Raw genomic sequence first — 26,033 nt, forward strand, 5'->3', positions numbered from 1 at the left:
CCGGGTGTAGATCATGATAGGGAGAGCAGACCAAAGGTTCGGACGGTCCAGGTGCCATCGTGATTTGGGGTTGGCATCGGATGATGACAAGACCAAGCATCGACGCAGTGGGGGCGAAGTGGCACCGTCTTGGGAGGGGCTCGACGGCGCATTAGCGCAGGCCGTCGACGAGCAGAGCCGGACCGCGCTCGAGACGTATCGCAACGAGCCCCGGCGCCTGGGCCAGGACGCGAACATCGAACGGTCGATCGCCGAAGGGGCGTACGCGAAGCGTCAGCTCTTCGAGCTGGTTCAGAACGCGGCCGACGCGATGAGAATGGACTCCTCAGGCGGGCGGTGCGAGGTTGTTCTCACCAAGGACACTCTCTACGTCGCTAACTCGGGGGAGCCGTTCACCGTCGACGGCGTCATCGCTCTCATGGGCACGCATGACTCGATCAAGCGCGACGACAAGATCGGCCGCTTCGGTCTCGGCTTCAAGTCCCTACTCGCTGTGACCGACCGCCCACGTGTACTCAGCCGCTCCGGCTCCTTCGTCTTCGACCGGAAAGCGTCTGAGGAGGTCCTGGGTGGGTTGGTGCCGGGCCTCCCCCACTACCCGGTCATGCGCTGGGCGCGGGCGGTTGACCCAACCGACGAGAGTCGGGACGACACGATCCTCACAGGCCTCATGAAGTGGGCCACCACGGTCGTCGTCGCGCCTGTCAAAGGCAACCGGGACATCCTCGCGCGGAGCCTGGCCACATTCCCGGCCGAGTTCCTCCTCTTCTCCCAGCACGTCCAGCAGTTAGGTCTCGAGGACCGCGTGTCGGGCACCGCCCGCGCTATCACGCTGTCCCGCGACGAGTCGAGAGCCTTCGTCCTCAACGATGGGAAGCGCCGATCCGTCTGGGTGGTCAGCCCCCAGCGACACCAGCCGAGCAAGGAAGCTTTGGAGGACGGTGGGTACGCCGCGGCCCGTGAGAGCGTCGAGATCTCCTGGGCCGCTCCGCTGGAGGGAGCGCCAAAGGGGGTCGGCACCTTCTGGGCGTACTTCCCCACGACGTCCGGAACCACACTCTCCGGTATCGTCAATGCCCCGTGGAAGCTGGCGGACGACCGCGAGTCACTCCTTCCTGGCGCCTTCAACGAGGAGCTTTTGACCGGCGTTCTGCCGAAGCTTGTGGGGGACGCGCTCACGAGGATCTACCGGGACGACAAACCCACCGCCGTTCTTGATGTGCTACCCGCGCGGGGCAAAGAGGCGCGCAACCACGCCGACGACATCCTCAACGAGCCCGTGATGCGAGCCGTGAGCGAGAAGCAGTGCATCCCGAGCCTCGGTGGCGGGCTACGGCATCCCACTCGCGTGCAACTCCATCCTGAGGGGCTCACGGTCGAGGAGCTGGAGCTGTGGGCCTCGGTGTGCCCTGACCCGGAGGCGTGGACAAGCCATACCGTCGTGAGTGCGGAGCACCGTTCGAAGGTCGTCCGACTCCTGGGCTACCACAAGAGGGACGCCGTGAGGCTGCGTCAATGGGTCGAGCACCTGGTCAAGGAGCCGACCGTGGAGGGATCCGCGGCAGCAGTGCGCCTGGTCGCGTTGCTGATCGACCGCCTCGACGATCGGGATCAGGTGGAACAGCTGAAGAAGGCCCGTGTGCTTCTTCTCGAAGACGGATCGGTCGACGCGTGCCGGCGCGGGCAGGTCTTCCTCCCGGGCCCGACTCCTCAGCCGGGCCGGCTCATCATCAACCCAGTCGTCGCTTCCGACGGAAGGGTCGTCTCAGCTCTCAACGCTCTTGGGATCGAGATCTTCGACAACGCTGGGGAGCTTCGCAGCGAGCTGACCGACGACCAGGTTCGCTGGGAGAGGGTGTGGGCATCCGCTCGGAAGAACGCGATCGAGCAGTCCGAGGCGATCTTCCGAGACGTGTTCGGAGATCGGCTCTTGGAAAAGTTGCGCGTCCGCACCTACTCGGGTAAGTGGAAGGGGCCCGGGGGCGTCTTCCTAGCGGGGGAGGTTATCCCTGCAGATGGATCCCGGGACGGCGACTTTCTCGTCGACCCCCGATTCCATCAGCAGGACATCAGGCTCCTGCAACGACTGGGTCTGGTCTCGGCGCCCCGCAGGCTCGCCTCGCCACCGATGGAGGCGTGGCGGGAGGCCAGACTTGACGCCGTCCGGGACCGCTACAGAAAGCAGACTGGCCAGCCGCGGCTCGCCGACTCTGCGATCGACATCGACGAGGGTCGCACGGTCTGGCCGCTCGACGTCCTCCCCCGCCTATCGGATGCGGCACGGACCGCCCTGACCGAGTCCGTCATGCGGCAGCTGCTCGGCGACGAGCGGTGGAGGATCACTCGGATCGGTGGCGCCGCCCAGCAGATGTACGTCACCGACATGACGTGGTACCACCTGCGCGACCACGGACGCCTCCGGACCCAGATCGGGATCCAGCCCGTGTCGCGTTGTCTGAGGTGGAACGAGGACGGGGTCAAGATCGACGGACTCGAGCAGCCGCTTCCCTACGTCCAGCCGATGGTTAGCGAGGAGCAAGCGGACGCCCTCGGCCTCAAGGTCGAGCCCGGCGAACTCAAGTCCGAAGACTGGACCGCGATCCTCGAGGACGCCAAGGCCTGGCAGAGCGACCGACGATTCCTTGTATATGCATGGGCCGCCTATATGGATCAGCCATCACCCGACCGGATTAGGGTGCAGCGAGGCCCCGGCTTCGTCGAGGTTCCGCCATCCGAAGCGGCTGTCACGTGCCGGACCGATGTATTCGAATCTCTCGCGACCGCGGGTGTCCCGGCTGTCCTCGCGCCGTCACAGCACGACTTCGAGGTGCTCAGGGACACCTGGGGGATGCCCGACGGCGAGGACATGCTCACCGAGACGATCGACTACGAGCTGGCGGGCGAGGCATACGCACTCATCGACCGATTCCCTCCCTTACGTGCGTCACTCGCCCTCGAGGATCACGACCTACTCGTCCAGCCTTGCAAGCGGCTGGAGGTCCTCACCTCGACCCCGGGCGGGCAGCAGTCACGCCCGCTCCCGCAGTACCTCGACGGTCGCAGGATCTTCGTTACGGCCGAGGACACGCACGCGATCCTTGTCCAGGTCGCCCGGTCGCTCGAGGCGACCTTCAAGCCCGACGTCGTCCTGCGCCGAATGGAGGAACAGCGTCGGAACCAGCTCCGGCAGGACATCGCGGAGTCCCCGGACGTCCTCGACAAGCTGCTGCTCGCGGTCGGGGTGGAAGAGCTCAGGGGCGCCGTACCGGCGGCTGCCCTTGAGGGGCTGAAGCACGATTCGGCCCGCGAGCTGGAGGACCGGGAGATCGCCCAGCTTGCGCTCGCCGTGGACGGGTACGGGATTCTCCAGAGCCATGTGGGGAGCCTGAGCCGAAAGGGCCTCAACCCTCCGTCGATCTGGGCGGGTAAGCGCACTGCACGCGAGTGGGTTCGGGAACTGGGCTTCCCGGTCGAGTTCGCCGGTTTCTCGGGGATGCGGCGCGAGGCCGAGATGGAGGTCGAGGGGCCGCCCATTCTCGGCGAGCTCCACGAGTACCAGCGCCGCATCGCCGATCGCGTGCGTGGCCTGCTGGACCCCGCCGGCGAGATGCGTCGGGGCCTCCTCTCGCTGCCTACGGGCGCCGGTAAGACACGAGTCGCGGTTCAGGCGCTGGTCGAGCACATGTCAGAGGCCGAGTCCGACGCTCGCATCCTCTGGCTGGCCGAGACGGACGAGCTGTGCGAGCAGGCGATCCAGGCCTGGTCAGAAGTATGGCGGGCCGAGGGAAGGCCTGGAACACCCATGACGCTGAGCCGCCTCTGGGCCGGCAATGAGCCGAACGAGCGGGATGGCCATCAGGTGGTCGTGGCGTCGTTGGCCAAGCTGAACTCCGTAATCAACCGCAACAACTGGGAGGAGGGCTACGGCTGGCTCGTCGCCCCGACGATCATCGTCGTCGACGAGGCACACCGCTCTATAGGCCAGCAGTACACGCGAACCCTGAGCGCAGTGGGTGGCACAAGACGCGTGGCAGACATGACCACACCGATCCTCGGCCTCACCGCCACGCCGTTCCGGGGATTCAACGCGGCCGAGACGGCGCAGCTCGCCAACCGCTACCACAAGAATCTCCTCGACGACGGAGTGTTCCCTGGCGACGATGTCTACGGGTATCTCCAGCAGTACGGAGTCCTAGCTCGAATCAGGCATCACGAGTTGCGCGGCGCGGACGTCGAGCTCACCGAGGATGAGATCCTCCACGCAACACAGATGCGTCGCCTTCCCGAGTCCGTCGAGAACCGACTGGGCCAAGATGAGAAGCGGAACACCGAGATCGTCCGGTCCGTGCTCGAGTTGAGGGAAGACGAGACAGCCCTCCTCTTCGCGACCTCAGTCGAGAACGCCAAGGTGCTTGCCGCTCTCCTGACATACAACGGTGTCGAGGCCCGAGCGGTCGCCGGTACAACCGATGCCCACGCGCGACGCCGGTACGTCGAGGACTTCAAGGCGAAGCGAGTACGTGTCCTCACGAACTACAACGTCTTTACCGAAGGCTTCGACGTCCCCAAGGTCGACGCTGTCTTCATCACGAGGCCGACGTTCAGTCCAAACGTGTACCAACAGATGGTCGGCCGTGGACTGCGTGGTCCTCTCAACGGCGGCAAGGACGAGGTGCTCATCGTCAACGTGGCGGACAACCTCACGAACTTCGGCGAGGAGTTCGCCTTCCGCCACTTCGAGCATCTTTGGGGCAGGGGGCGACGCGAGAGGTGATGGACACCGTTAGCCTCGATCCCGATCAGGAGCGAGCCGCCTCAGCGGGCCCGGAGGTCCGCCAGATCGTGATAGCCGGTCCTGGCGCCGGGAAGTCCGAGGTAGTCGGGGACCGCTGTCGCCGCCTGCTCGAGAAGGACGTGTATCCGGAGGAGATCCTCGTCATCTCCTTCTCAAATGCGGCTGTCGACATCGTTCGAGCCCGAACGAGGAACGTTGTCGACGAGGGTCAAGGTGTCGACTGCGCGACTATTGACTCACTTGCTGCGCGCCTTCGGGCAGGGCTGGAGGACTCCGCACTCGTCTTCACCGGGTACGACGACTCCATCGTCCGCGCCACCCGGCTGCTCGAGAGCGCCAACGAACCCGTGCTCCCGGAAGTGCGGCACGTCATCGTCGACGAGGTGCAGGACCTCGTCGGGGTCCGCGCCAAGTTCGTGCTGACGCTTCTCGGCCACGGCTTCGACGAGGGATTCGGCTTCACCCTCCTGGGTGACCCCATGCAGAGCCTCTACGACTTCCAGCTCGACGAGCTGGGTGCGTGGACGTCGGAGACGCTGCTCAAGGGCGTGCGCGAAGGCTACGGCGTGGAGACTGTCGTGCTCAAGGGTGAGTACCGGTCGCGAACGCCGGATGCGCGTGCAGCGACCCTTGCACGGCAGTCCCTCGACCGGTCGACGCCCTCGGACCAGCTACTCCGACTGCGCCGCCTCGCAGCCGACGTCCCTCCCCTAGGCGAACTCGACGAGGACGCGGCCGACGATCTACGCGCGTGGCGGGGTACGACAGCGCTTCTGTGTGATACCAATGCCCGTGCAGGCCTGGTCGCCGCACGGCTCTCGGCGTTCGGCGTACCGGTGGAGTTGGCCGTCACCGCGACCGATCCGACTCTCGCACCGTGGATCGCCGTGCTCCTCGCCGATCATGACTCCCGTGCGGTGGACTTCGACGAATTCATGGATCTGGCGGATCGCGCCCAGCTCGAGGATGCCGAGGACAAGTGGCGGACGCTGGTCGGAGTGGCGCGATCGCACAGGGGACTCGACCTTCGCGATCTCTCATCCGGTCTGCGCTCGCGGAGGTTCCCCGCGTCCCTGCTTCGCACCCCAGGGACCCAGACAATCTCATCGACGGTGCACCGTGCCAAGGGACTCGAATTCGACAACGTGGTCCTGGTTGAGCCCGAGTCGTGGTTCCAGGACGCAGATGAGGCTGCATCCGCGCGTCGCCTTTTCGTCGCGATGTCCCGGGCGAGGTCGCGGCTGCTGCGAACCCGTGACATCTCCACGAAGTTCTGGAGAAAGGACCCGCGCGATGGAGTATGGCTCAACAAGTCTCCCAATGGCCGAGGGACCGTCGGGCTCCTGCTTGAACCGGCGTTTGCCCGGGACCTCGGACCCGTGCCACACGACCTCTCGCGGGTGGTCGGCTCAACGGTGACATGGTCCCGCACCGATGATCTTGTCACCGCCGACGGGAACGAGGTCCCGTCATGGGTTGCGGTGGCTGGCGACGTCGTCATCGCCCGAACCGGTGAGAAGTTCGGGGAGCTGATCCGGCGACTGTCCTTCGGAGGGGCCGTCCCGCGACTCCTGGGCGGCCGCGTCGAGGGGCTGGAGACCCTTGTCGGATCTCCTGGGCGGGATGGCCCCGGCCGGCATGGTCTGTGGCTGGGGGCAATGGTGAGCGGTCCTCTATCGTTCGAGTGGGAGTCAACGAGATGAACACCCTTGAGCAGGCGTACGACACGCGTGAGTTCATGCTGAGGCGCCTCTCGGAGGATCTCCTCGGCGGCCCGGCTGATGACACGCTGAGGGAGCTCCCGCTATCGCGCTTCGTCATGGGCATCCTCTTCCCGCAGGTCGAGAGCGACTCGACAGCCCAACAACCTGCATCCGTCGAGGACGACGTCGAGAACGACGTTGAGGCCGAGGCGGGCAATGAGGCTCCGGACACCGTCGTCGACCCCGGTGTCTCGATGTCCCGGATCCGCTACCCACGATCGATGGGAATGACCCTCACCGTCGGCGACGAGGCAGGGGCGGGTGTCGCCGTCTCCGTATCGGCGTCGAGGTACGAGCAGTCGGATGAGACGAGCTGGAAGTCATGCGAGCTACCGCCGTGGCATCGAGTAATCGAGGCTCACCCACCCCGGCTTGACCGTATTGCGGTGAAAGAGGGTCTCCAGCTCGTCGTCAATTCACGAGAGCCGCTCGACGGCACCATAGCGATCACCCTGACCTTGGTGAACAGCCTCACCGCCGCACATGGTGAGAAGGACGCCGCTTGCTGGTTCCGACCAAGCATCGTCGCGGCGGCAACCGGCACGGAGCTCCGCGAGAGGCCACCGGTTACGGTTGCGGGTGTTGACGAGCTTGAGGTCGCCTCCCAACGGATGCTGTTCCGTGACGTCCGGTCCTTCGCCGTCGGGCACGGATGTGCCGTGACGTGGGAGGGGAACACGCCTGACGCTGTCGCGACGACATTCCTCCCCCGCCACGAGCTCCTGCTCAGCGAAGCTGCGGGCGGCGACGGCCTGGACCTGTCGATGGACGTGTTGGCTGTTGAGGAGTCGTTCGAAGTGCTCGAAGGGCTCATTGCCATGTACCGGTCCTGGATCGACGAGCTCGAGTCCGCGTCGGCGGTTCGTCCGTCGGACGACGACATAGAGACCCTGCGGCGCCACGTCGCGGAGGCGCGGGAAGCCGCCAGCCGCATGGAGTCGGGTCTCGAGGTGCTCCGCAACGACGCGGACGTTCGTCGGGCCTTCCAGCTGACGAATCTCGCGATGGCGCAGCAGCGGAGCAGGCAGGAGCACCATCGATCAGGTGGCATAGGGAACCCGGATTCGACCTCCGGGGCTGCATGGCGACCCTTCCAGATCGCATTCATCCTCATGAACCTGAGCGGTCTGGTGAATCGTCACCACACCGACCGTCGCATTGCCGATCTTCTCTGGTTCCCCACCGGCGGCGGGAAGACCGAGGCCTACCTCGGAATAATCGGCATCGCCATCCTGCTTCGAAGGCTGCGCGACCCGGAAGCGGCCGGCGTTTCGGTCCTGATGCGCTACACGCTTCGCCTCCTCACCTTGCAGCAGTACCAACGTGCAACCGGTCTCATCTGTGCCCTCGAGATGATCCGTACCCAGCACATGCCGCGAACGGCACCAATCTCGATCGGCCTGTGGGTGGGGCAGGCCTCGACTCCCAATGACGCTGACACGGCCCGCCGCGCCCTTCAGCGTGCCCGACGGCCCGGCTCGAAGGACGCTGACGACGATGGTAGCGACCCAGTCCAACTGCGCCAGTGCCCGTGGTGCGGCCACGCGCTCGACTACCGGAACTACGAGGTCATCGACAAGGCCTGGATGCGGGTCGCCTGCGGTCAGTCCACGTGCGCCTTCCGCGATGGCCTGCCCGTCCACATCATCGACAGCGATGTCTACAGCAACCGCCCGTCACTTGTGATCGGCACGGTCGACAAGTTCGCGATGATGCCGTGGAAATGCGAGGTCGGAGCACTGCTCGGCGTGGAGTCAGTGCCCCTGGCCAGAGACTCGCAATTCCATCATCCACCACCTGACCTCATCGTGCAGGACGAGCTCCACCTCATCAGCGGGCCGCTGGGCACGATGGTCGGCCTGTACGAGACGGCGGTCGATGCGATCACGGGCGCGGACGCCCCCGCCAAGGTCGTCGCGTCCACCGCTACTATCCGGCGCGCGCATGATCAGGTCCGGGCCGTCTTCGCCAGGGAAGCCCGCCAGTTCCCGCCGCCTGGACTCACCCATAGGGATTCGTACTTCGCAGTCGAGGCGCCGCGTGACACCAAGGCGAGCCGCGAGTACGTGGGAGCGATGGCTCCCGGAGCGAGCCAGACGACTCTCATGGTCCGCGTCTATGCCTCGCTGCTGCAGTCCGCAGCCATGGTGTCGGCGACGGACCCGTCTGCCGACCTCTATTGGACCCTGCTCGGGTACTTCAACAGCCTGCGGGTCCTCGGCGGTGCCTACATTCAGGTCATGGACGACGTCCCGGACCAGATGAAGGTCATCGCAGGTCGGCGTGGGGAGCAGATGAGGGATCCAAGGGCGATCCGCGAGATGACTTCCCGTAAGCGCTCCTCGGAGATCCCCCAGGAGCTCGAGATCCTGGAACGCCGGCGCGGTGAGACCGATGCTGCGGACGTTGTTCTCGCCACGAACATGATCTCGGTCGGTGTCGATGTCGACCGCCTGGGTCTCATGGTCGTCATGGGTCAGCCCCAGATGAGCTCGGAGTACATCCAGGCGACCTCACGGGTCGGCCGTCGAATGCCAGGGCTTGTGGTCACGGTGTACAACTCTGCTCGGAGTCGGGACCTGTCGCATTACGAGAACTTCGCCGCATACCACCGGTCGCTGTACCACCATGTCGAGGCCACGGGGGCCACCCCCTTCGCGCCGCGAGCACGTGACCGAGCCCTCCATGCGATCCTTGTCTCGCTGGCCCGACACCGCATCGCCGCCGCCGGTCCGAGCCGTGCCGCCGCCGATGCCGCGAAATGGATCGACGATCTCGAGGCGCTCGTCGCCGTAATCCTCACTCGCGCCGAGGCTGTTCGAGCCCACGACGGGAAGTGCCCGGACGATGAGTCCGACGAGACGATCCGCAGCGAGCTGCTAGGCCTCATCGACGAGTGGGCCGAGTCGCGTGTCTCTCATTACGAGGGTTGGTTCAACCGCCAGCGAGGCGCGCTACTTGTTGAGGCGTCACGCGTGCTCGGACAGGGGGAACGAGATATCGACTTTCCTCCGGCCGAGCCTCCTTGGCCGACGCTCACGAGCATGCGCGACGTCGATGCAGAGTCCAGTATCTTCCTGGTTCGACGGAGGAGGAACCGTCGTGAACGCTGAGATCGTCGCCCATGTGAGGCGTACCAGCCTCGTATCGACCTTCGGAGTCGGTTCCCTCTTACCAGCTCAGGACGACAGCGTCATGCTGCGCGGACTTGACGACTGGTACGAAGGCGACCTCATCACAGAGCCCAGACTGGCAAGGAGCCTGGGGGTAAAGGAATTCCGTAGCCCGCCGACGGGGCGCAAGGGCAACGGCGACGTGCCGGCCGTCCGTTTTCCTGAGTGGGCGTTCTGCACGGACTGCCGACGACTGGGGCCCTTCTGGGAGGTATCCGACCGCGAGACCAAGATGTGTGCCAGGTGCAACGCCTCGACGTCGCCTTCACGATTCGTGTCGTGCTGCATGAATGGCCACATCGAGGACTTCCCGTACCGCGCATGGGTCCATAAGGACGCCGGCGTCGGCCACGGCGGGCACGGCCTGAAGCTGGTCTCCCGGGGTCACACGTCCGCCCTGTCGGATCTCATTGTCGAATGCGAGTGCGGACTCCAACGCTCCATGGCGGGCGCCTTCGACTCCAGTGCGTTGCGCGGTTTGAAGAGGTGCTCCGGCTCCCGGCCGTGGCTCACAAGCCCGGACCCGCAATGCGACCAAGAGCTGCGGACGCTCCAGCGTGGTTCCTCGAACGTCTGGTTCGCGGTTATGCGGTCTGCGATCTCGATCCCTTCCGTGCCCAATATCGCCGACGCCTTCATCGAGCCGCGGATGCCGGATGCGAATCCGAGCGCTTCCGCAGAGGAGATCGCCCGCGGGTTCAGGCCTCCGGACAGCTGCACGACGGAGGACTTGATCCGTGCCATCGAGCGGTGGAGGAACCCTGCTGTTACGACTACCGCCCCCTCGGATCGAGAACTGCGCACTGAGGAGTACACCGCCCTCGTCCGTGGCCGAGGCGCTGTCGATGCACATGATCAGTTCCTGTGCGTCGAAGTAGACCTCGGTGAGAGCGGCCTGCCGGACGTTATCGCTCAAGTCTCACGAGTAAGCCGACTCCGAGAAGTAAGGGCCCTCACGGGCTTCACGCGGGTGGTTCCGTCGACGGGTGAGAACGACGTTGTGGTGGCACCACTTGTCGATTCAGGCACGCCCATCTGGCTACCGGCGGTAGAGGTGCTTGGAGAGGGCGTTTTCCTAAGGTTGAACGAAACCATCTTCGACCGATGGGCGACGAGCGACTTCGCACGCTCCCGGTCCAGGGCGTTGTTGCGATCACAGGCGCAACTGGGACGGAGCACCTTGACTGCCGCACTCGACGTATCACCGCGCGTCTTGGCTCTGCACTCTTTGGCGCATGTCCTGCTGGATGAGATGTCCCTGACCTCCGGCTACCCGGCGGCGTCGCTGCGCGAGCGCATCTACGACGAACCTGGGCAGGCGGGGCTTCTCATCTACACAGCAACTGCGGACAGTGCAGGCAGCCTCGGTGGGCTCGCCGGACTCAGCGACAAGTACCGCTTCCGGCAGACCCTCGCCAATGGCATTCGCCGCGCGCGCTGGTGCACCGCGGATCCGGTGTGCATCGAGTCCACGGGGTCCGGGGTGAACGGGATGAACCTTGCGGCTTGCCATGCTTGCCTGCTGCTCCCCGAGACGAGCTGTGAACGCTTCAATCTGACACTCGATCGCGCCACGCTCGTGGGACTCCCAGGAAGCCGTGGCAAGGCAGGGCTCTTTGGCGACTCTTACGAGTAGTTCCCGGCCCACCCTAACCTGTCAACCACGAGGAACATCGGCGTAGGCGAAATAGCCTGCGCCCTACCTCTTGCGGGGACAGGGCACGCCTAAGAGGCTGATGAGACCTTCCGGCCTATCGACCCGCTGCAGGCTGGCAGCGAAATTCGGCCCCTGGGCGACTAGTGCAGACCCACTTGCACGCATAGTGGTCATTCACGCATCCAGAAGGTCCTCTTCCCAGTCGGTTACCAGTAGCTCATCCACCACTTGTCCTCGTACAAGTGCGTGTCGACCTGCGTGACAGTCGGAGCAGAGGGTGATGAGGTTCTCCGGGTCGTTGGTGCCGCCCTGACTCACGAACACCCGGTGGTGGATCTGTAGGGTGACGTGATTCTTATCGGGTGAGCGTCCGCAGTCTTGGCACTGCTTGCCGTCACGTTCAAGGATCGTGTGGCGGAGCTTGATCGCCTTGCGCGTCCGCGGTGGCCGTCGCTCGAGGCTGGCCAGCCGGTATGAACCAGGAGCAAGGCTTGGGTCGTCAACATTGGACTGGATCTCCCAGCCCTCTTCATCTAGCTCGCGTATCCGGCGCGCCCTTGACTGGATCTGCATCACATATGCGAGTTGATCCTTGTCGGCACTTCGGGGACTCAGGGCCTGCAGGTACTTCAGGCCTCGATCCTTGCCGCTCTCCTTGCTGTTGCGTAGGCGCTTGGCCAGTGCCCAGTCATCGGCTAGCAGCCTGTCGGGTTGGTCATGCTCGAGGACGTACTCGCCGGGCTTTAGATCAGGACGTTGGACGTTTGTCACGATGGCCCAGCCATGCTCAACCCGAAGTTCTCTGATCCGTCGAGCCCACTCGTAGATGCCCGCAACCCCGCGCAGCTCCTCCTTGGGGACCTTCTGCCCGATACGACTTCGGAGGTACGCAAGTACACGCTGCTGGGTACTTGTGAGCCCGAATGCATTGCTAATTTGATTGGCAGCCCGATCGAACTGCGCTAGCAGAACGCCCGTCTCAGCGCTTGCATGCTGCCAGTCAACGACCGTGACCTCCTTGGTTCGCAGTTCCTCGACCACCACCTGAACAGCTTCAAGTGCATCGCGGGCTCGCTCTAGACCAGCCTTGACCTTCTGGGGATCAGTCACAGCCCCGACTTTGCCAGCACAGCGACAGCGCCGGGCCGAATTGGAGATTTTCCTTCACGCCTCGATGTACTGCCGCAGGTGAGTGGCGATCGCCTTAGCCAGGCCGGGGGGGACGGCGTTGCCGATCTGCTTGGCGATCTCGATCTTTGAGCCGCACCAAACAAACGAGACCGGGAAGTCCTGGAGCCGCGCCGCCTCCAGGTGGGTGATGACACGGTTGACCCGGTTCTGCGGATCGTTGGGGTCCCACTGCGGGTGCAGGTACTGGCCCTTCTCGGGCTTGAAGAACTCAGTGCGGATCGTGAGCGAAGGGCGATCCCAACGCATGCGGCCCATTACGTCGGTCGTCCCGGTGCGCTTGTTCCTCCAGCAGTTCGACAGCAGATGATCCGGCAGGTCGAATCGGCCACCACCTGGCGGGATGCAGTCGTAACGCTCTAGCGACCGCTGCGTCGGTTGGCGCCCGATGTGGAGATCTGCCGCCTTGAAAATACCCGGGACGTCCCTCTCGAAGAACCGAACGGTCGACGTGGGCAATGTCGTATGCGCCGGCTTCGACGGTAGTCCGGTGATGGCGTCCGCCACTGTGCGCCACGGCTCGGTCCCCGGGACTCGACCGTTCTCACTATGAGTGGCAGGTGGAAGCGGAATGGCCTTCCCTAGTCGCGAGCCGATGATGATCGTTCGAGGTCGCCTCTGCGGCACGCCATAGTCGGCTGCGAGCAGCAGACCCGACGTCAGCTTGTACTCGTCAAGCAAGCCGCCGTGCTCCTCCTGCTTGAGAAGCTCGAACTCAGCCGAGCGGCGGAACCGCTCGACGTTCTCGATGACGAAGACCTTCGGACGAGTTTCTGTCACGAAGCGTAGATACTGTTTCCACAGCTTGTTGCGAGGATCATCGACATCCTTGCTGCCAAGGTTGGAGAACCCCTGACAGGGAGGCCCGCCGATTATGACGTCAACATCGATGCCGGGGGCGTCGACCTCGGCAATGTCGGCGCACCGGATGTGGTCTTCACCAAAGTTGGCGGCATATGTGGACGCTGCATACGGGTCCCACTCGACCGCCATCACAGGCTTGTAGCCGCCAGCTTGGCGGAAGCCCTCGGTCATGCCGCCGCAGCCAGCGAAGAGGTCGATCATCGAAGCATCCACGACAGAAAGCTTAGAGCCCACCGGGGACAAACCGGGGCATGGCTCGCTCAAGCGTTCGACAGGCGATCGCGAACTGCAGCCATGACACGCTGCGAGGCCTCCTCCACCGCCTCGTGCTCCCATACTCGGACGGGCTCCCAACCTGCGGCTTTGAGTCTGGCGTCCGTCTCACGGTCCCGCGCGGCGTTCCCCTCGATCTTGGTCCGCCAGAACTCCACGTTGGTCGCTGGCCACGTCCCGTGAATGGGGCAGGCATGCCAGAAGCATCCGTCGACGAAGACTGCGACCTTGGCCCTCCGAAAGACGATGTCTGCTTCGCGCCGTAGGCCCTTGAGTGGCCTTTGATGGATTCGGAAGCGGTAGCCCGCACGATGCAGGGTGGATCGCAGTGATCGTTCGACTGCGGTGTTGCGGCTGGCCTGCCGACTCATACGGCCGGAGGTTGCGGGAGTTGTAGGCAAGGACCCGCGACTCGCCTTGCTGACCATAGGCCTACGTTAGCCGGCCCTGGAATCTCGGCCGGGGACCGCGCCCGCTAGGCAGGCCTTCTGCACCAGCGGCAATCAGTGCCTAGCCTGCGTTGGCGCAGCCTCATCCGTGCGGTTCATCCCCGTCGAGCGGGAGGGGATGGAGGGCACATACTCGGGCGGGGTGGCGCCGAGGAGGTGGCGTACGAAATAGTCCCAGACGCGGCGGGTGACGTAGGGGTTCGCCGTGCAGGAGGCGTGGTGCTCGCCTAGGACGACGAGGAGGTCGAAGTCCTTGTCCGCGGCGATCAGTGCGTCCACCACCCGGAGGGTCTGGGATGGCAGCACGTTGTCGTCCAGTTCGCCGTGGACGAGTAGCAGCCTCCCCCGCAGGTCCTCGGCCACCCGCGCGTTGTCCACGTCGGCCCACCGCCCAGCCTTGCCCAGATAGAGGTGCGACCACGCCGGGATGTAGTGCCTCCAGTCGTGGTTGCCGGAGATGGACACGCCGACGCGGTAGAAGTCCGGCCGAGTGAACATGGCGCGAGCCGCAGCGAAGCCGCCTCCCGACGAGCCGAACACCCCGACCCGCCCAGCGTCCAGCCAGGGATAGCGAGCAGCGAGCTGGCGGATTGCCGCCACGTGATCCTCCACGTGCCAGGCCTCGCCGTGGTCGCCGTGCGACGCGTCGTGAAACGCCTTGTCCCTGCCCGGCGTCCCGCGTTCGTCGAGCGCGACGACCGCGAAGCCGAGCGCCGCCAGAGCCTCCGGCTGGCCGGTGAAAGCGTTGCTGAACGCCGCCAGCGCGCGCTGCGTCTGCGGACCGGGATACGGGTTGTCCACCACCGCACAGCGCCGACGCGGATCCAGCCCGTACGGCTGCCACAGGATCCCCAGAGGTCGGTCACGCCGTCCGCGGCCTTGACCCGGAACCGCTCCGACGGTGACCCCACCCGGCCGCCGACAACGCGCAACCCGTGCTGCGGTCGTTCGGCGAGGACGTGCCGGAGTTCACCCAGGACCAGGCGTTCGAGTACGGCCTGGACCTCATCCTCGGCGCGATCCGCGACCCGCGTTAGACCCTAGAGACTAGGCGGAAACCAGCGGCTCTCTCGCCGCGGTTTCTGGTACTTGCGCCACTCGGACTTGTCGGCCCACCGGCCGTCGACCTCGCGTCGTTGCTTCAGGTACCCGATCACCAGCAGCACCGCGAGTCCGACGACGATCAGGATCCAGACCACCACCGCACTCATGTCCACACGGTGGCACCGAGCATGCCCGCGGTCCACAGGCCGCGGACATGCCTCCCAGGGCGCTTTCGTACGCGGATCAGATGATGCCGAGGGCGAGCATGGCGTCGGCGACCCGGATGAAGCCGGCGATGTTCGCGCCCGCGATGTAGTTGCCCGGACTGCCGTACTCCTCCGCGGTCTCCGCACACCGATCGTGGATGGCGCGCATGATCTCCTCGAGCCGCTCCTCGGTGTGCTCGAACGTCCAGCTGTCGCGAGAGGCGTTCTGCTGCATCTCCAGCGCGCTGGTCGCGACGCCACCCGCGTTGGCGGCCTTTCCCGGCGCGAACCCCACCCCGGCGTCGTCGAAAGCCCTGATCGCGTCCGGCGTGGCAGGCATGTTCGCCCCTTCACCCACGACCCGGCAGCCGTTCTTGACGAGCGTGACCGCGCCGGCCTCGTCGAGTTCGTTCTGCGTCGCCGACGGCAGCGCGATGTCACAGGGAACGTCCCAGATCGACCCGCCGGCCACGTGGTCGACCCCGCTGCCACGCGCATCGGCATAGTCGCGGACGCGGCCCCGGCGTACGTCCTTGATCTCCTTGAGCAGCTCGGTATCGATGCCCTTTTCGTCGACGACATAGCCATCGGAGTCCGAGCACGCGACCACGGTGCCGCCGAGTTGGTGCACCTTCTCGATCGCATAAATGGCAACGTTGCCGGAGCCGGATACGACGACGCGCTTTCCCTCGTACGTCTCGCCACGCGCTTTCAACATCTCGTTGACAAAGAAGACCGCGCCGTATCCGGTGGCCTCCTGGCGCACCTGCGAGCCACCCCAGGCCAGGCCCTTCCCGGTGAGTACGCCCGACTCGTAGCGGTTGGTCAGCCGCTTGTACTGCCCGAACAGATAGCCGATCTCGCGCCGCCCGACGCCGATGTCACCGGCCGGAACGTCGACGTACTCGCCGATGTGCCGGTGCAGTTCGGTCATGAACGACTGGCAGAAACGCATCACCTCCGCGTCCGACCGGCCCTTCGGGTCGAAGTCGGAGCCGCCCTTGCCGCCGCCGATCGGCATCCCGGTGAGCGCGTTCTTGAAGATCTGCTCGAAGCCGAGGAACTTGACGATCCCGAGGTAGACCCTCGGGTGGAAACGCAGACCGCCCTTGAACGGCCCGAGCGCGGAGTTGAACTGCACCCGGAAACCGCGGTTGAGCTGCACCCGGCCGCCGTCGTCGACCCAGGGCACGCGGAAGATGACCTGCCGCTCGGGCTCGCAGAGCCGGCGGATGACGGCGTCGTCGGCGTACTCCGGATGTTTGGCGACCACCGGCCCGAGGCTGCCGAGGACCTCCCGGACAGTCTGGTGGAACTCCCCCTCGCCGGGATTCCGGCGGAGCACCTCGGCATAGATGTCGTGGAGCTTGTCGTCGAGGTCGCGCATGGCATCTCCAGCACACGTCGGCTCGGCTGTGGACACCAGCCGAGTGGGGATGTCGAGAACGGCGGCGCCGAGGCCGGCACCATCGCCCGTCGAGGCTATCCGGCCGGAGTCTCCCCTTGATCATCACCGCATGCCCCGCCGGAGACGTACGAGCGTCTCGCGGCGGTCAAGCGACGGTACGACCCCGGCAACCTGTTCGCCGGCAACCACAACGTCCGGCCATGACAACCGACATGACAACCGGCCCGGCACCAGGCCGGGCCGGAGGTCAGGGCGGCGAGAAGGTCACCGCCATAGGTCAGACGTTCGGGTAACCGAGTTCGACGTCGTGCCTGCCCTCGGCCGCGGGGTCCACCCGGACCGAGCTGGCCACCGGCGGATAGCCGCTGGCGATCACGGTGTAGTCGCCGGCGGGCAGGTCCTCGAGGGTGTAGCTGCCATCGGCGTCGGTCACCGTGGTCGTGAGCACCGCGCCCGAGGAGTCGACGAAGGTGATCAGCGCCTCGCGAATCGGATGGCCGTGCCTCCCGGACCGGGCGACGCCGGTCAACCGGCCACCGCCCTCCACCTGCAGGTCCAGCCGCTCCTCGCCACCCTGCGGCACCGTGACACCGGTCGCGATCGGACGGTAGTTCGCGGCGCTGACGACGAGGGTGAAGTGACCGCCGCCCAGCCCCTCCAGCTCATAGCTCCCGTCCGCGCCGGTGACCCGGGAGGTGACGACCTCGCCGCTCTGGTCGGTCAGCGTCACCGTCGCGTCGGGCACGGGGGCGCCGCTGCCACCGACGGATACCGTGCCGTACAGCCGGGTGCTGCCGGACAGCACCAGGTCGATCGCCACCGGACCCCCGTCGGTGGTGATCGTCGACGCCTGCGGCTGGTACGCGCCGGCCGAGGCGATCAGGACGTACGTACCGGCCGACAGGACCGGAACCGCGTACCCGCCGGACCGGTCGGTGAGAGCGCGAGCGACCTGGTGGCCGTCGAGATTGATCAGGGTCAGCGCGGCGCCGGAGATGGGACTGCCGTCCGGACGGAGGACCTTGCCGCCGATCCGGTGGCCGTCGTGATCATCGTGGCCGTCGTGGCCGTCATCGCTGTCAAGGTCGTCGTCGTGCGGCGTGACGGATGATCCGTTGGTCGTCGGTGCGCCTTCAGCCCGGGGGCGCCGCACCCGGAGGAGCTGACCGAAGTCCTCCCCGTCCGCGAGCGCGTGCCGACCGTTCGCGCCGGAGTGGCCGTTGCTGCCCGCCTCCGCGTGACCGTTGCTCGCCGCGTATCCGTAACCGTTGCCGTTCACGTGACCGTTGCCGTTCGCATGACCGTTCACGTGACCGTTGGAGGTCGCGGGCTCGTGGCCGAACTCCGGCTCCGCCCGCACAGCAGTCGTACTCACCGCTTCCGGGGTCTCTGCCTGCACGGCGGTCACGCTCTCGTCGTCCGCGGCCGTACCCGCCTCCTCCGCGGCCCGTGCCGCCATCCCGGACTGCGTACGCAGCGGGATCTCCTTCATGAACGCCAGCAGTACGAACGCCACGATCGGAGCGAAGGCGGCCGACAGGAACACCAGGTCCATGGAGTCGGAGAAGCCCATCCGGAACGGCACGGCGAGCCGCGGGTCGAGCCGCTGGATGAAGGACGAGTCCTGCAGCACGCCGGAGGCGCCCGCGCCGCCGCCCCCGCCGGAGCCGTGCAGCATCGCCAGCACCGGCTGGTTCGCCTTGTCGGCCAGCACCTTCGGGTCGTGCACCGCGGCCTGGAACGCCGGCGTCTGGCTGACCGTACGGAAGGCGTTCGCGATCTTGTCGCCGACCGTACTGAACAGCAGCGAGAGGAAGACCGCGGTCCCGAGCGTTCCGCCCATCTGGCGGAAGAAGATCGAGGACGAGGTGGCGACACCCATGTCGCGGGGTGGGACGGCGTTCTGGATGGCGAGGGTGAGGGTCTGCATGCACAGGCCGAGGCCGAGGCCGACCACCGCCATGTAGATGTCGGTCTGCCACAGCGGGGTGTCCCACGCGACCTGGTGGAAGAGCACCAGACCAACGGTCATGAGGACCGTGCCGATGAGGGGGAAGATCTTGTAGCGGCCGGTCTTGGCGGTGATCTGCCCCGAGGACAGCGAGCCGGTCATGATGCCGGCCATCAGCGGCAGCATCAGCAGCCCCGAGTGCGTGGGCGAGGCGCCCTTCACGATCTGGAGGTACTGCGGCACGATCGCGATCGCCCCGAACATCGCCATACCGATGAAGAAGCCGCCCGACGAGATCAGCGAGAACACCGGGGACTTGAACAGCCGCAACGGGATCAGCGCGTCGTCCCCCATCCGCTTCTCGGCGAGGATGAAGGTGATCAGGCCGATGCCGCCGAGTACGTAACAGAGCAGCGCGTCCCGGGACCCCCAGCCCCAGTCCCGGCCCTCCTGCGCCACGATCAGCAGCGGTACGACACAGAGCGCGATCGTGATCGCGCCGAGCCAGTCGATGCGGTGGTCGCGGCGGACGTGCGGGACGTGCAGCACCCGGGCGACCACGATCAGCGCGATGACGCCGATGGGCACGTTGACCAGGAACACCCACCGCCAGCCGGCGAGGCTGATCAGCTCGGACTGGCCGGCGAAGAACCCGCCGATCACCGGGCCGAGAACGCTGGAGCTCGCGAACACGGCCATGAAGTAGCCCTGGTACCGCGACCGCTCACGCGGCGGCACGATGTCGCCGACGATCGCGAACGCCAGCGACATCAGGCCACCGGCGCCGAGTCCCTGGAACGCCCGGAAGCCGGCGAGCTGGACCATCGACTGGGAGAAGGTGCAGGCGAGGGAGCCGATCACGAAGATCGTGATCGCGGCCAGGAAGAGCGGCCGCCGGCCCCACAGGTCCGACAGCTTGCCGTAGAGCGGCGTACTCACCGTCGACGTGATCAGGTAGGCGGTCGTCGCCCAGGCCAGCATGTTCAGGCCCTTGAGATCGTCGGCGATGGTACGGATCGCCGTGGAGACGATCGTCTGGTCCAGGGCTGCCAGGAACATCCCGAGCATCAGGCCCGAGATGATGGTGAGGATCTGGCCGTGACTGAGCTGGCCGTGGGCCTGGCCCTGGGACTGGGTCTGGCCCTGGGACTGGCCTGCTGCCTGCTTCTTGGGCTCCGCGTCCGCTGTCCGGTTCGCCGTACTCTGCACCGCGTTACTCATCCGTCCCCTCCGCTGCCGCGCACACTCCGCCCACCCCGTCGCGGCTGGTGTATCTCGAACTTCGACGTCTCTTCGGTAGTGCGCCTGGCACTATCTGTTGCTTGCTCCATGCAAGTTAAGCCAGGTCAACTATGCGGCGCAGGGGTTGCTTAGACAACACAACTACTTGTGAACTGGCGCACGTTTGTGCAAAAGAAGTCTTTACCTGACCCTGCGTCGAGGCGTCCTCACCCGTTCGGACCAGGCAGGCGGTCCCGGCCGAACGGCCGCCTTGTTCCGCGCCTGGGGGCCTCCGGCCCACGTGAGATCGTGTGCCGCATGAGCTACGACGTGTACGACGTTGTCGTGATCGGGGGCGGCCCGGCGGGTGCGACCGCGGCCATCCAGGCGGCCCGGCTGGGCGCGCGGACCCTGCTCGTGGAGAAGAACGCCATCCTCGGCGGCACCACGACCGCCGCCGCGATCGACATCCCGGGGCTCTTCCACGCCTGGGGTACGCAGGTGATCGCCGGCATCGGGTGGGAGGTCGTACGGCGTGCCGTCGAGGTCGCGGGCGACGAGCTGCCCGACTTCGCCGACTTCGACCGGCCGGCGTACAAGCTGAGCATCCAGCTGCGCCGCGAGATCTACGCCGCGCTGCTCGACGAGGCCGTGCTCGGCTCGGGTGCCACGCTGCGCTTCCACACCATGCTCGGCGCCGTCCGGCGAGACGGTGCCGAGTGGCGCCTCACGCTGTGCGGCAAGGAGGGCCTGTACGAGGAGCGCGCACGCGTCCTCGTCGACTGCACAGGAGACGCCAACGCGGTCGCGCTGGCCGGCTTCGAACGCGAACAGAACGCCGAACGCCAGCCCGCGACGTACAGCGCGTGCTTCAGCGGATACGACGCCGGGTCGCTGGACTACGACGCGCTGCAGCGAGCCTGTGCCGAGGCCGTCGTACGCGAGGAACTGCGGCCCACCGACCTGACGATGCACAAGGACGGCGTACGCGGGTTCCTGAGGTTTCGGGGGCGGAACTCGATGCACATCCCCGGCGTCGACGGCAGCACGAGCCGGGGCCGGTCCGAGGCGGAGGTCGAGGGCCGCGCCGGGCTGATGCGGGTCTTCCGCTTCCTGCGTACCCAACCAGGACTCGAAGGCCTGACGATCGACTACTTCGCGTCCGAGTGCGGCATCCGGGAGACGTACACCATCGCGGGCAAGCAACGGATCACCGTCGACGACTACGTGAGCGGCCGACTGTGGGACGACGCGGTCTGCTACAGCTTCTACCCGATCGACGTGCACCGGCCCAGCGGCCACGGCATCGACTACCGCGTTCTCACCAAGGGCACGTTCCCGACCATCCCGCGCGGGGCACTCCTGCCGCGCGACAGCAGCTGGCTGATCGCGGCCGGGCGGTGCGCGTCGGGCGACCAGGAAGCCAACTCCGCCTACCGCGTTCAGGCCTCCTGCATGGCCATGGGGCAGGCCGCCGGCGTGATGGCGGCGCTGTCCGCCCAGTCCGGCGTCGAGCCGGAACAGCTCGACCTGGCCGACATCCACGAGGCGCTGCGCGCGCACGGTGCGATCGTGCCGGGCGACCTTCCGGCGTCCCACTGACCTGGGGACGGGTCGTACCCGCTACGTGCTCGAGCGATTGTCGGCGGTCTGGTCGCGCTCATCGGCAACCCGGTCGCGCTCGTCGGCGACCCGTTCACGTTCCTCGGCCAGGCGTTCGCGTTCATCGGCGACCCGCTCGCGTTCATCGGCGACCCGCTCGCGTTCGTCGGTGAGGCGTTCGCGTTCGTCGGTGAGGCGTTCGCGTTCGTCGGCATCGGCTTCGCGTTGATCTGCACGGGCTTCGCGGTGGCCGGCGTCCTGGTCGCGCTTGTCGACGACTCGTCGGTGTTCCTTGGGATCGATGGATCCCAGTTCGGCGAGTCGACGGTGTGACTCGGCGGCGAGACGTCGATATTGCGTTTTGAGAGATCGGTCGACCTGTGCCCGCTCCGCCGCGGCCTGGTCCGGCCGGAGGTATGCCTGGCCACCTGCCGCCAAGCGGGCTGCGCGGCTCCGGTCAGCCTGAGCGCGTTGCGCGGCCGCATGCGTACGCAACTGCGCGGCGAGCGCGCGCTTCTCGGCGGCTCGTCTGCGCAGGGTCTCCGCACTGTGTTCCTGGGACATTTCGGGTCGAATATCAGCGGTTGTCAACGTGGTGTTGACAGTCGGTCGGTTGTTCGTGTTCGCCGGCGACTTCTTCTCGATGGTCGGCGGCTTGTTCGCGTTCTGCTGCGTCGCGGTCGCGATGGTCGGCGTCGCGATCGCGTTCGTCGGCCAGGTGTTGGCGGTCGTCGGCGATTCGTTCACGTTGGTCGGCTTCCCGGTTGCGTTGGTCGTCGATGCGCTCCCGTTCGTCGGCGTCCCGTTCGCGCTGGTCGGCAACGTGGTTGCGTTCGTCGGCTTCGCGGTCGCGTTGGTCGGCGAGGTTGTCGCGTTCTTCCGCGGCGCGCATCCGCTCGGTCCGTTCGACGAATCGCAGTTCCTCCAGCCGACGGCGGGCCTGGGACGCGAGTCCGCGAAGGTAAGCGGTCCGGCTCCGTTCCTTGGCGTCATGTTCACGTTCGTCCGCGGCACGCCCTCGTTCGTCTGCCGCGCGAAGCCGGCGCGCGGCTGCTTCACCAGCACTCGCCGCGAGAAGCTTGCTTCTCTCCGCCGCTCCCCTGCGCAACCGCGCGGCGAGCACACGTGTCTGAGTGGCTCGCTGCCGGAACTCCAGGGCGATTCGCTGCAGCCGGGGGATTTGGCCGGGTTCGTGCTGCCAACCTTCTGTGGTGGGCATGCCGTCGACTGTACGCCGCTCCGCGGGCCGTCTGATCGCTCAGACCTGCGGAGTTTGGTGGACCTCCCCGGGGCTCCTCGCGCGACCAACCGTCTGCGTTTCAGGTCTGGCATATCGCGCATGGCGTGATCTTCACGCTCATCGTGATCTTGGTCAGATGTGTGCTGAGCGGCGTAGAGCGGGTGTGTTGGCGTCACCGTTGGCGTCGGTTCCACTTTGTGGCTTGGGCTGTCGGGCGTCGGGGGATCCAGCAGCCAGTCTCGCCCATAAGCGCGCGGAGGTTGGGCTTGCTACGTGTCTGTGCGGTGTTGGATGGTGGCATTGTCCCGATCGGCGGCTTCGTCGCGCACGTCGGCTGCCTGGTCGCGGTCGTTGGCGGCCCGACCCCGTTCCTCGGCCAGATCTTCGCGTTCGCCCGCGAGCCGGTCACGTTCGTCGGCGAGCCGGTCACGTTCGTCGGCGAGCCGGTCGCGTTCGTCGGCGGCCTTGTCGCGTTCGTTGGCTTCGGCTTCACGCTGGTCGGCGATGCGGTCGCGTTCGTCGGCGGCCTTGTCGCGTTCGTTAGCGAGTCGTTGGCGCTCTTTGAGGTCGAGGGGTCCCAGCTCGACGAGCCGACGGCGGGCTTCGGCGGCGAGACGGAGAAAATTGGCTTTGAGAGCCCGGTCGCTCGCGGCCTGGGTGTAGTCGGCAGCGGCGCGCTCGCGACGGCGAAGGGCCTCATCCCCTTTTTCCCCGACTCTGGCTGCGCGGTTCCGGGCGGTTTGAGCGCCTTGCACGGCTGCACGGTTGCGCAACTGTTCGGCGAGCGCACGCGTGTCGACGGCTCGCTTGCGCAGGTTCTCCGCGATCCGGCGTGCTTGGGTCATTTCGGGGAACCTCCTGGGCGCGGCTGCGGGTGTATCGGCTTGTTGAACGGAGAGGCCGGACGCCCTGGCGCCTCAGAGACTGCGAGGGCCGCTCTGTTTGCCGGTTTCGCGTTCATTTTGGTCAGCGCCTTGTTCACGTTCGTTGGCGACTTGTTCGCGGCCGCCGGAGAGCCGGTCGCGCTGGTCAGCGTCGCGGTCGCGGTCGTCGGCGGCCTTGTCGCGTTCGTTGGCGAGCCGGTCGCGGTGGTCAGCGTCGCGGTCGCGTTCGTCGGCGACTTGTTCTTGGTCGTCGGCGAGTCGCTGGCGCCGGTCGGCTTCTCCTTCGCGTTCGTCGGCGATCCGGTCGCGTTCATCAGCGATCCGTTCACGCTGGTCAGCGGCGCGGTCGCGCTTATCGGCGTCGCGGTCACGCAGGTCAGCGATGTGGTCGCGTTCGTCGGCGGCACGCGATCGTTCGTTGGCCTGGATGAAGCGCAGTTCCTCCAGCCGGTGACGGGCATCGGCCGCGAGAGTACGAAGGTGCGCCATCCGGCTGCGGTCTTTGGCGGAGCGTTCGCGTTCGTCGTCGGCGTGCAATCGCTCTTCAGCGGCCTGACGGCGACGCACGGCAGCCTCACCGGCGTGCGCGGCGAGGAGCTTGGCTCTTTCCGTTGCCCCCCGGCGCAACTGTGCGGTGACCGTGCGTGCGTCGGCGGCCCGCTGCCGAAAAGTCGACGCGACTCGCTGGGCTCGGGATGTTTGGTCCGGTTCGTGCCGCCGGCCATCGTTCCCGATAGGCATGTCTTCGAGAGTACGCGCCACGCTTGGGCAGGGTTGGCGGGCGCCCACGAGTAGGAATCAACGTTCCTCGAGATATCGACTGGCCTTCAGCGATCGGGGTCGGTGTCCCCGTCGGACCCCGGCCTGGTCGGGTGGTGGCCGTCGGCTGGTCGACAGTGCGCACCGGCGCCCTGGTTGCGGTGGCCGTTGGGGTGGTCGGGGTCGAGGTATCCCATCTCCTCGAGGCGGCGGTCTCCCTGCCTGAGGAGGTGATGGGCTTGGGCCCTCACGGCCTGGTCGATCTCGGACGGCTTAATGCCGTCGGTGGAGTGTTCGGGCCGCCGGCCATCGGCGGCGTGCTTGTCTTGCGGCATTTTTGGGGGGCTCTGTTTCGGTTTTCGCCGGTTCAGATGGACGAAAGTCCAGTCTACGCACGCATTTCCAGCCGGGATTTGCTGCTGAAGAGGCTGTTTATATGTGCGGCTTATATGTGCGGCGGCTATCGCTTGGGTCCTGTACCGTCGCGGACGATCGCCCCGGCGGCTCTCGCTAGGGCTCCGGCGGCGGAGCGCGCACCCTATTCCGGAGCCGGCGCAGGTGGCCGGGGCGATCGCCGGGCGCATCCCCTGGACCTGGCGCTGGTGTTGCCGAAGAGCTCGTGAGTCGTGCTTCATGCGTCCGGTACCTGGCGTGTCGAAGTGCCGAAGCGGCGAGGGTGAAGACGGAGGCCTGGAGTCCGTCGCACAGAAGCGGTGCGACCAGTTGGACAGGCTCTGTGGGGTGGCATCGGTGACACAGAACTCTCAGGTCTGTGCGGAGGCGCCAGGCTGGTACCGGGTCGAACTGATCCTGGTAACGGAGTTGTTGAATGGCTGGCAGCTGTTCGTCGATGGGACGGTCATCGCCAGCTGCGGCCGGTTGGAAGCGGATGCAGCAAAGGCGTGGGCCGATGTGGCGTTGGGACGGCAGGTGGCCTGGGTCCCGGGATGGCCACGGCAAGAAGATGCCTGCTGGTACTGGGTGGCCGAGCCGGCACCAGAGTTGTCCGCTGCAGAGGCCGAGTTGGTGCTCGTTCAGCTCCTGGAGGCCCAGGCCGCGGGCGACCTCACGCGGATGGCGGCTATTCGTGCACGGTTGTACCCGCACCAGCTCGCCGCCGTCGTGGCGGCTGCGGACCGGGAGTTTGCCGAGGGCTGATCCGCGAAATCGAGATCGCCCTCGACCTGGAGTCCGGCTGCGGCCGATGAACAACCCAAGACCCAGGGCCGGAGGGTTTGGCCGGTGTCCTGGCTTGGTCCGGGAGAGTGGCGGCCCGTAGCCTCGTCCGGCGCGGTGGGCAGCTTGGCTGGGCTGTCCCTAGCTGCTGCCTAAGCCACCCGCCGGAGCGGGATGCGCTTAGCCCCCGCCGACCTGCGCGGGTGGTGGGCCGCCTGGGGATCGAACCCAGAACCCGCGGATTAAAAGTCCGCTGCTCTGCCAGTTGAGCTAACGGCCCGGTGATCCGGCAGCCTACCGGGCGCGACGGCCCGGTTGCCGCCTGGGCGCACGGGCGGCGCGGGCGTCAGCGGGATGTACGCGGTTTCTCAGCGCCTCCG

The 26,033-nt window shown here is 66.4% G+C and carries 18 protein-coding genes, 1 tRNA gene and 1 pseudogene; 9 read left to right on the forward strand and 11 right to left on the reverse strand.

Annotated features, from left to right (window positions below; genetic code table 11):
- The first annotated feature begins 118 nt into the window (after positions 1–118).
- From FHR37_RS33280 to drmB, 4 genes are read left to right on the forward strand one after another with little or no spacing between them, the layout of a single operon-like run.
- Positions 119–4,774, forward strand: coding sequence for a sacsin N-terminal ATP-binding-like domain-containing protein (locus FHR37_RS33280; RefSeq protein ID WP_092889016.1), 4,656 nt, complete (start codon positions 119–121; stop codon positions 4,772–4,774).
- On the forward strand, positions 4,774–6,498 hold the full coding sequence (locus FHR37_RS24220) for a UvrD-helicase domain-containing protein (protein WP_139239183.1): 1,725 nt from the start codon (positions 4,774–4,776) through the stop codon (positions 6,496–6,498). Before FHR37_RS33280 ends, FHR37_RS24220 begins: the two co-directional genes overlap by 1 nt.
- Positions 6,495–9,671 (forward strand): helicase-related protein, encoded by a 3,177-nt coding sequence (locus tag FHR37_RS24225; protein ID WP_092889022.1) that lies wholly within the window; start codon positions 6,495–6,497, stop codon positions 9,669–9,671. Before FHR37_RS24220 ends, FHR37_RS24225 begins: the two co-directional genes overlap by 4 nt.
- Positions 9,661–11,367, forward strand: coding sequence for a DUF1998 domain-containing protein (gene drmB, locus FHR37_RS24230; RefSeq protein ID WP_092889025.1), 1,707 nt, complete (start codon positions 9,661–9,663; stop codon positions 11,365–11,367). Before FHR37_RS24225 ends, drmB begins: the two co-directional genes overlap by 11 nt.
- 195 nt (positions 11,368–11,562) lie before the next feature.
- On the opposite strand, the gene FHR37_RS24235 is transcribed toward drmB, so the two are convergent.
- From FHR37_RS24235 to gdhA, 6 genes are all read right to left on the reverse strand, one after another.
- Positions 11,563–12,498 carry an HNH endonuclease gene (locus FHR37_RS24235; RefSeq protein ID WP_139239184.1) on the reverse strand — a complete coding sequence of 312 codons (936 nt, stop codon included), beginning with the start codon at positions 12,496–12,498 and terminating at the stop codon, positions 11,563–11,565.
- A gap of 54 nt (positions 12,499–12,552) precedes the next feature.
- Complete coding sequence (locus FHR37_RS24240) at positions 12,553–13,653, reverse strand: DNA cytosine methyltransferase (protein ID WP_202818373.1); 1,101 nt, start codon at positions 13,651–13,653, stop codon at positions 12,553–12,555.
- A 47-nt stretch (positions 13,654–13,700) separates the two neighbouring features.
- Positions 13,701–14,141, reverse strand: coding sequence for a very short patch repair endonuclease (locus FHR37_RS24245; RefSeq protein WP_202818374.1), 441 nt, complete (start codon positions 14,139–14,141; stop codon positions 13,701–13,703).
- 75 nt (positions 14,142–14,216) lie between these two features.
- Positions 14,217–14,966 (reverse strand): alpha/beta hydrolase family protein, encoded by a 750-nt coding sequence (locus tag FHR37_RS24250; RefSeq protein WP_202818375.1) that lies wholly within the window; start codon positions 14,964–14,966, stop codon positions 14,217–14,219.
- 236 nt (positions 14,967–15,202) lie between these two features.
- Positions 15,203–15,373 (reverse strand): hypothetical protein, encoded by a 171-nt coding sequence (locus FHR37_RS24255; RefSeq protein WP_175542792.1) that lies wholly within the window; start codon positions 15,371–15,373, stop codon positions 15,203–15,205.
- Positions 15,374–15,449: 76 nt separating this feature from the next.
- Entirely contained in the window at positions 15,450–16,799 is a 1,350-nt protein-coding gene (gene gdhA, locus FHR37_RS24260; RefSeq protein WP_092889037.1) for an NADP-specific glutamate dehydrogenase, read from the reverse strand.
- 153 nt (positions 16,800–16,952) lie between these two features.
- On the opposite strand from gdhA, the pseudogene FHR37_RS32040 reads away from it, so the two are divergent.
- Positions 16,953–17,024 (forward strand): annotated as a pseudogene (locus FHR37_RS32040) (BBE domain-containing protein); the annotation flags it as partial.
- A gap of 73 nt (positions 17,025–17,097) precedes the next feature.
- On the opposite strand, the gene FHR37_RS24270 reads toward FHR37_RS32040, so the two are convergent.
- Entirely contained in the window at positions 17,098–19,992 is a 2,895-nt protein-coding gene (locus FHR37_RS24270; protein ID WP_092889040.1) for an MFS transporter, read from the reverse strand.
- Positions 19,993–20,310: 318 nt separating this feature from the next.
- Here FHR37_RS24270 and FHR37_RS24275 point away from each other — a divergent pair, with 318 nt between their 5' ends.
- On the forward strand, positions 20,311–21,594 hold the full coding sequence (locus tag FHR37_RS24275) for an FAD-dependent oxidoreductase (protein ID WP_092889043.1): 1,284 nt from the start codon (positions 20,311–20,313) through the stop codon (positions 21,592–21,594).
- Between the two features lie 21 nt (positions 21,595–21,615).
- Here FHR37_RS24275 and FHR37_RS24280 read toward each other — a convergent pair whose 3' ends face one another.
- Entirely contained in the window at positions 21,616–22,158 is a 543-nt protein-coding gene (locus tag FHR37_RS24280) for a hypothetical protein (RefSeq protein ID WP_092889046.1), read from the reverse strand.
- Positions 22,159–22,207: 49 nt separating this feature from the next.
- Here FHR37_RS24280 and FHR37_RS24285 point away from each other — a divergent pair, with 49 nt between their 5' ends.
- Positions 22,208–22,942: a hypothetical protein gene (locus FHR37_RS24285; protein WP_139239185.1), complete on the forward strand. Its 735-nt coding sequence runs from the start codon at positions 22,208–22,210 to the stop codon at positions 22,940–22,942.
- Between the two features lie 161 nt (positions 22,943–23,103).
- Here the strand turns inward: FHR37_RS24285 and FHR37_RS24290 are convergent, their stop codons facing one another.
- Positions 23,104–23,679, reverse strand: a complete 576-nt coding sequence (locus tag FHR37_RS24290) for a hypothetical protein (protein ID WP_139239186.1) — start codon at positions 23,677–23,679, stop codon at positions 23,104–23,106.
- A 129-nt stretch (positions 23,680–23,808) separates the two neighbouring features.
- On the opposite strand from FHR37_RS24290, the gene FHR37_RS24295 reads away from it, so the two are divergent.
- Entirely contained in the window at positions 23,809–24,513 is a 705-nt protein-coding gene (locus tag FHR37_RS24295; RefSeq protein ID WP_139239187.1) for a hypothetical protein, read from the forward strand.
- Between the two features lie 32 nt (positions 24,514–24,545).
- On the opposite strand, the gene FHR37_RS24300 is transcribed toward FHR37_RS24295, so the two are convergent.
- Positions 24,546–24,812 (reverse strand): hypothetical protein, encoded by a 267-nt coding sequence (locus FHR37_RS24300; protein ID WP_092889055.1) that lies wholly within the window; start codon positions 24,810–24,812, stop codon positions 24,546–24,548.
- A 406-nt stretch (positions 24,813–25,218) separates the two neighbouring features.
- Between FHR37_RS24300 and FHR37_RS24305 the strand changes: the two genes are divergently transcribed.
- Positions 25,219–25,635: a hypothetical protein gene (locus FHR37_RS24305; RefSeq protein WP_139239188.1), complete on the forward strand. Its 417-nt coding sequence runs from the start codon at positions 25,219–25,221 to the stop codon at positions 25,633–25,635.
- Between the two features lie 222 nt (positions 25,636–25,857).
- Here the strand turns inward: FHR37_RS24305 and FHR37_RS24310 are convergent.
- A tRNA-Lys gene (locus tag FHR37_RS24310) sits at positions 25,858–25,933 on the reverse strand.
- Positions 25,934–26,033 lie beyond the last annotated feature (100 nt).

The sequence above is a fragment of the Actinopolymorpha cephalotaxi genome (genome assembly GCF_013408535.1).
Classification (GTDB): domain Bacteria; phylum Actinomycetota; class Actinomycetes; order Propionibacteriales; family Actinopolymorphaceae; genus Actinopolymorpha; species Actinopolymorpha cephalotaxi.